Origin of the sequence: Virgibacillus alimentarius (assembly GCF_017874635.1) — a bacterium.
GTDB classification, from domain to species: Bacteria; Bacillota; Bacilli; order Bacillales; family Amphibacillaceae; genus Virgibacillus_B; species Virgibacillus_B alimentarius.
The window spans coordinates 59,863-66,223 of record NZ_JAGIKX010000011.1; the positions used below are offsets into that span (position 1 = coordinate 59,863).

9 protein-coding genes are annotated in these 6,361 nt (G+C 36.7%); all 9 read right to left on the minus strand.

Going from position 1 to position 6,361, the window contains the following annotated elements; all coding sequences use genetic code 11:
* Nucleotides 1-11 precede the first annotated feature (11 nt).
* The 9 genes from J2Z81_RS08010 to J2Z81_RS08050 all read right to left on the minus strand — a co-directional run bounded on the left by J2Z81_RS08010 (nucleotide 12) and on the right by J2Z81_RS08050 (nucleotide 5,700).
* The gene (locus tag J2Z81_RS08010; protein WP_156947695.1) at nucleotides 12-359 is read right to left on the minus strand and encodes a DUF2178 domain-containing protein; all 348 of its coding nucleotides are present in this window, start codon (nucleotides 357-359) and stop codon (nucleotides 12-14) included.
* Nucleotides 346-588, minus strand: a complete 243-nt coding sequence (locus tag J2Z81_RS08015) for a helix-turn-helix transcriptional regulator (protein ID WP_029268231.1) — start codon at nucleotides 586-588, stop codon at nucleotides 346-348. Before J2Z81_RS08015 ends, J2Z81_RS08010 begins: the two co-directional genes overlap by 14 nt.
* Nucleotides 589-765: 177 nt before the next feature.
* Nucleotides 766-1,464: a hypothetical protein gene (locus tag J2Z81_RS08020; RefSeq protein WP_029268230.1), complete on the minus strand. Its 699-nt coding sequence runs from the start codon at nucleotides 1,462-1,464 to the stop codon at nucleotides 766-768.
* Nucleotides 1,465-1,694: 230 nt separating this feature from the next.
* Nucleotides 1,695-1,862: a hypothetical protein gene (locus J2Z81_RS08025; RefSeq protein WP_156947694.1), complete on the minus strand. Its 168-nt coding sequence runs from the start codon at nucleotides 1,860-1,862 to the stop codon at nucleotides 1,695-1,697.
* Between the two features lie 94 nt (nucleotides 1,863-1,956).
* Nucleotides 1,957-2,214 (minus strand): hypothetical protein, encoded by a 258-nt coding sequence (locus tag J2Z81_RS08030; RefSeq protein WP_029268228.1) that lies wholly within the window; start codon nucleotides 2,212-2,214, stop codon nucleotides 1,957-1,959.
* A 318-nt stretch (nucleotides 2,215-2,532) separates the two neighbouring features.
* Complete coding sequence (locus J2Z81_RS08035; RefSeq protein WP_319023828.1) at nucleotides 2,533-3,171, minus strand: cupin domain-containing protein; 639 nt, start codon at nucleotides 3,169-3,171, stop codon at nucleotides 2,533-2,535.
* Nucleotides 3,172-3,341: 170 nt separating this feature from the next.
* The gene (locus tag J2Z81_RS08040) at nucleotides 3,342-4,112 is read right to left on the minus strand and encodes a tyrosine-protein phosphatase (protein WP_226371090.1); all 771 of its coding nucleotides are present in this window, start codon (nucleotides 4,110-4,112) and stop codon (nucleotides 3,342-3,344) included.
* Between the two features lie 322 nt (nucleotides 4,113-4,434).
* Entirely contained in the window at nucleotides 4,435-4,596 is a 162-nt protein-coding gene (locus tag J2Z81_RS08045; protein ID WP_226371097.1) for an aspartyl-phosphate phosphatase Spo0E family protein, read from the minus strand.
* A 534-nt stretch (nucleotides 4,597-5,130) separates the two neighbouring features.
* Nucleotides 5,131-5,700 carry a YczE/YyaS/YitT family protein gene (locus J2Z81_RS08050; RefSeq protein ID WP_226981286.1) on the minus strand — a complete coding sequence of 190 codons (570 nt, stop codon included), beginning with the start codon at nucleotides 5,698-5,700 and terminating at the stop codon, nucleotides 5,131-5,133.
* Nucleotides 5,701-6,361: the final 661 nt, after the last annotated feature.

Below are 6,361 nucleotides of genomic sequence, written 5' to 3' on the forward strand. Positions count from 1 at the left end.
TAATTCTTTAGTTAAGAAAAATCCCTTTTATATCGAACAGCTAGATATATTCCTGAAGCGATAAATGCAATAGCATATTTAAACAAGAAGAAAATTTGCCACATATATTCTTTCGGGAAACTTATATCGCACAAAATTACTACAAGTAACATCATGAGGGTACTTTTTAAATGGATTTGATTTGTTCTTTCGTCACCTTTTCCCATTTTTAGGATATATACAAGTAACAGAATGACTCCGACTATAAGCAGTACAAAACCGCTGCCAAGAAGCATATTCCAATTACCAGGTGATTCTTCCGCCCAAGTTTTTAAAGGATAAAAGATTGAATTTGATATTTCTGTGCTAGTTTTCCACATTTTGATCACTTCCTTTCACATAAGTAAAAATATCGTTAACATCTACGTTAAAGAAATCAGCTATTCGAAAAGCCAAAATAAGAGAAGGAGAGTAATTATTCTTTTCCATAACAAATATAGTTTGCTTAGACACACCGATAGCGTCCGCTAAATCTTTTTGCGTCATTCTTTTTAAAACCCTATGTTCATACACTTTATTTTCAATGTAATCCTCAAATTTATCTTTCAAGATCAACACCTTCCTTTTCAACTACACGTATATAGTAAAATATTCTTGTATAAAAGTAAAGTAAACTTATACAAAATAAAGAATAAATTAGGTTAGATCCTAAATAATTAGAGTCTAACCTTTATTGAACGATGCTACAATCTGGCCATCGTATATACGAAACTGGCGCCAGTTAGCTTAATTATGAACATTTAGCACTTCGATGAATTCTATGATTTCTTCCTCGTCCCCTGGGTCAACGTACACTAGCTCTGTATTTTCAATAATATCCGCTGTGTATTCTCGCATGAAGTTTTCATCTACATCAGCAGCATCATTACTATCCCAACGTAAAGGAACGTTGTATACATGAATCGTCCCATCTCCATTACCACTATATGTTACTGATCCATCTACTAAGCGAGAACCTGCTAACTGGATAACATCTTCTGGATAGCTAGCACTGGTGTCATCATTAGGATGGATTGGTTCGCCAGCTGGAATATGTCGAACATTCAATTCATCTATCTCTTGATTTGGTCCAAGTTGCAACCAAACTCGAGCATATTCAATTTCTTCACTAGAATACTGGGATAATAATGTTTCTTTGTCCTCCTTATCTCCCGCATCGAGGTCACCATTCTCCGATGAGTTACGATCCGAATCCGTATGACCAGATTCATCTGACGAGATTTCATTTTCATCATCCATGTCTGATTCGCCTAACTCACGTGCTGACGTACTTTCATCTGTTTCGATGGGATCTTCTTCTGTTGATTCTATAGCAGAATTGTTTTCCGAAGAATCCGTTGTCGATTCCTCGTTTGTATTACCAACGCATCCTGCTAGCATAAATAAAACAACATGAAAATAAAGAATCATTGTTCGCTTTTTCATTCGTCAAACCATTCCTTTTATTATTGTTAAACCAACTAAGGTTTCGATCAGATAACGAATTATCACAGTCCCCTACCTATTACATTAACCAAAAACAATTCATCAAAATGGACATTCATGCTCCTCAGAAAACGCTTAAAAAAAATATTCCTATAACCAATAAATACCAAATTACTAAGAGCAAAAACATTTGAAGAAGAAGGTTTTTGAATAATTTGAGACGTAAAAAGTTAATTAAGCAGGAGTAGAAATGATGCTGTAGATGCCACTACCACGGAAATGGATAGCATTAACTGATTTTTATCCTTTTTAGATTTATTTTTCATCTCAAGGAAGAATGAAAGAAAACCATAAATTATTCCACACAAAAAAACAACTTGTAATATTGTTACACCCAATAAAATCCCCCCGTATCGTTAGAAGGTGATCCTCCATGAAACGGCTATTCTAGGCATTGTCCTGCTTCCATGCGCCCTTTTGCTGCTCACTACACTATTTTACGGAATCAACGATATTCTTAGCATCTACCAAAGATAAACCGTGTTTTTCCCTCAACGCCTTTATCGTTTTCAATTCCGTTGAGGTTTCCATTAAATGTTTTGCTTCATTTTTCAGATCATCATACCCATTGTATTTCTTTAAAAGCCGAGCATTTTCCTTTTTTAAAACACTATTTTTACGCATTAAAATAAAGCACTCTCCTAATAGTACGAGCATAATGATTAGCGAGCTAATGTCAGTCCATGGCATTTTCTAAGGTCCCCTTTTTGAAATTTCAATTGTACCAAATCTATCATTGGTTTCGATGAATCATTTACTTAAATTTTAACATATTCTGTTTTCACAAACTGTCCCTTTTCATAAATAAAGAGCACAATTCCCACTCCAGAATTGCGCTCGATCGTATTGTGAGGTCAACCAGTCATTTCTGGTTGATCTATGTTTCATATGCCTATGGCAGTACGTCCGTTTATTCAAGAGTAACAATTAAGATGGATATAGAATGTTAATCCAATTATTATCAAACAACAAAAACATGGGCCGTTTTAAAACAGCTAATCCCAACTTTTACGAATCATTGTAGTGGGGGTGCATTCCCCTTGTGTAATATGGATTAGAAGGATAGTAGGGTTGGTAATAAGCATCCTTATTGCTGTATCTGCCTCTACTTCGATCACAATCTGCCGGCGGCCCAATGATGACTGTATCTCTTATCGGTGCTAACGCTTGTTGAATCTGCCCTTGATCGAGGCAATACGTATGAGCAAACACCTGAGGCGGCGTCAAGCGCAGGACATCGGAACCCCAAACAGTATCAAGCTCAGGCGTATCATAAATGGTAAGGACATGTGTGTGATCCATACTTGCCGCAAAATAATGCCACCATCCCTGTGGAATAGTCACCACCTGCTGAGACTGGATTCGGATATTTTTCAATTCATTCGTGGATGGGTTGATCATTGAAACAATTGTTTCACCCGTAATACAATAAATTAACTCTGACGCATTTGAATGATAATGCGGCTCAACAACATTGCCGGTACTTAAAAACACGTCAAGCAAAAACACATTACCGATTGTTGGCAATTGTTCCTTACCAAGCACATTGATATAATTGTCTTGATTTTTAGTAAAGAATCTACTTTGTCCCAAATCATAGGAATAGTGCAAATCAGGATCTTTGTAATCCATATACTGCTTCACCACGACTATGTCACTCCTTTTCGTAATAATCATCACATCAACAAATTATGCGACTGTCATGAAACAAGTGATTGGATACGATGATTAAGATGGGAGTGGGGATTCATGCTATTTAACTAGCGGGAGGTCCCAGTAACCAAAAAAAGAGAAGTGGTGTGCTAACACTTCTCCTGCTAACCTTTGAAGTTTCCATGCATTGTAACCGTTTCTCCAACGCCCAATAAGCGCCTTCTCACCCGGTCGATGATTCCTCGCTCTACCCCTTTTGCCATCAAATAATGATCAAAACTTTGATAGGAATGAACAATATGTTCATAAGCTCGTAAAATATATTCACGACGAGAATACAAAAACGCTTTCGGAATGCTTTCGTATTCGTATAGACTTTTATACGCATGCAATGACTCCAAATTCGTATAAGTTACTTCATAATTGGAAATAATGTCTTTTTTCTCTACTCCCGCTATACCTAACAGCAGCATGGCTAAAATGCCTGTACGGTCTTTGCCAGCCATACAATGAAAGACGACACATCCTTCTGGTGCTTGATCAATCGTATCAAAGATCCTTTTGATCGAGTCGATTTGCTCTAATATCTTAACATAGGAATCACCCAAAAACGGTTCTTTAAATAGACTGCTTTTCGATATTTGCTGAGCAAAAAATGGAATGTTATGATAATTGCAGAAATCCATCTCTGCTAGTGGATTTTGATAAGCTTTTATTTCATCTTCTTCTCTTAAATCAATGACGGTTTTTACTCCATACTCTTTTAAAAAAGCCATATCCTCCTGCGTGAGATTGCTCATATTACTTGACCTTAAAAAAGTATGCCACTTTATTTGCTCACCATATTTTGTATTGTATCCACCTAATTCTCGACAATTTTCAAGGCGATCAAGTGGCAATCGTACCCAATTTAATTTTGCATTCTTTATAGACATCCGATTCCCCCTAAAAAATTTGATAGAATCATCTGTTTCCGAAAGTAATTTTATTTTAATCTTATCTCAAATATACAAGGTAATTATTAAGAAGGTTTTATACTTATGTAAAATAACTGTTAATTTTTTACTAAAAGGCTGATTCGATCAATATGAGATACATTTTAATGAAAACGAGAAGTGCGTCCTTCGCTGAACTATGAGATAACGTATGTAACAAAAAACGTCCAATACCTCATCAATCCAGGAGATATTGGACATAGACTCTCTTGACACTATTGCGTATAAAGCACAAGAATTTTTACATTCGAATTCCCAACATTCACTTAAATTTCTTCGTATTTTTACGTAATCGGTCATATTTATTTAATAATACATCCAATTTTTGTGAAATGAACAGAATTTCTGGGTCATTCGGATTTTTTTCATATGTTTCATACATCATTTTTCGCGTTTCTTCTATCTTTTTTCTCAATGCTGTCATGTTACACAATGCCTCAAATTCCCCTCCACTTTTGTTAAAACGAATCCGTAATGTGGAGATTTAATACGAATTAAAAACTACTTTGTACCACTTTCTGTATCTTAAATCTGAACTAGATCGTTTGCTACATTAGACTACTAACACGAATTTCGGTTAGTTCATCTTTTTTTCTACTTCTGGATACTATTCGATTTTAATTACAGTAGATCTTCCACTTTAGGTAAATTTCTTCATTATCTCTCGTCATATACAGAAATGATCAACGGTATACCATACTTGGATGTTCAATTTTTCTATAATTGAAATGAGTACCTCTACCCCTTCCTCTAAAAAGTTAGTATCATTTTTTCTCGTAGTTCCCTGATCCAAGATGTTTGAGTAAAAACCATTCATTCGTGGCCTTTACTAGTGATCAAATGAATGAAGAGATAACTTAATACTTAATACCCACTCCTGTGTTATATAAACATTTCGGACTTCAATTGAGCGGCAAAAACCTATCAATAACAAGACTGAACAGTGCGTGAACACCACTCAGCCTAGTTCTATTAGCCTTTTCATTTTTTCAACATAGGGATGAAAGAAATTGATCGTTACCCCGCTCAAAAAGGTAATCAACAAGGTGCCGATCCCGATCGGACCATTAAAAATAAATGCGAGTATAACCAACACAATGAAGATAAACGCGCGTGAAATACTAACATTAAACCCTGTTAATTCAGTCACCGCAAGCATCGTACCGTCAAACGACACCGGTGCAAAATTCGCCTGCAGATATGTTGCTATTCCAAACCCGTTGACGATCAAACCCAAGGTAAAACAAATAAGTTGACCAGCTAAAGTTTCAGGCTGAACCCAGCCGTCGAGGATCACCACCCAGAGATCAATACAGACCCCAATCATCAGTGCCGTGAGCAGGCCTAAATATGCGGGGTGGCGCTGCAGCAAAAGTGCATTTAACAACAACATTAGCGCGCCGAGAATAACTTCCCAGCTTCCGATTGTCAGTCCGATTGTCCTATGTAAACCGACCAAAAGCGCATCAAACGGCGAAATACCGAGCCCTGATTGGAGTGTTAACACAATGCCAAAGGTAAACATCACATCACAATACCCAGTGCATAAAACATGAATTTCTCCCGTGCCAACGATGAAATCACCCCATCTCCATGAAAAAATGATGACTTTAACATAACACAGTCGCCTTATTTTTTCTAAAATTGAGATTTATTCACTGATGAAAGAGATAGCACAAGCTCCATTTCCACAATCAATAGATCCTTATTCAAATGACGTTGAAGAAGGGTTTATTCCTGCAACAAAATTTTCTTTAGCGAATAAGTAGCCTGGATCCACTTTTTAACGTCTCGTGGCAATACTATTTCAACCTAAAAAAATAGACCTAGCCCTGAGCCTCCAACCTTTAGGGGATGATCTATTTTCTTGAACCTTTGAGCCTGCTCTCTTTGAGGGTGGATCATAGATGTTCCAGCACTTGCGGTCTTTGTTATTTTGGATTGCACTGTAACTGTTTTTATCGTTCAATTCAAATTACTTACTTAATCTTCTAACTCAAGCAATAACACCTAAAAGTCGAGCAAGAGCCCACCCAACTCGCGCAATAACGCTTAAAAGTCGAGCGAGGGCCTACCGAGGTCGAGCGATAATGCCGATTAAGTCCATATAATTGTGTAAAAGAAAAGGATAAACAAAAAGGGTCATATTAACTCCTTGTGATACAATGTTTTCAACGACGAATACAAAG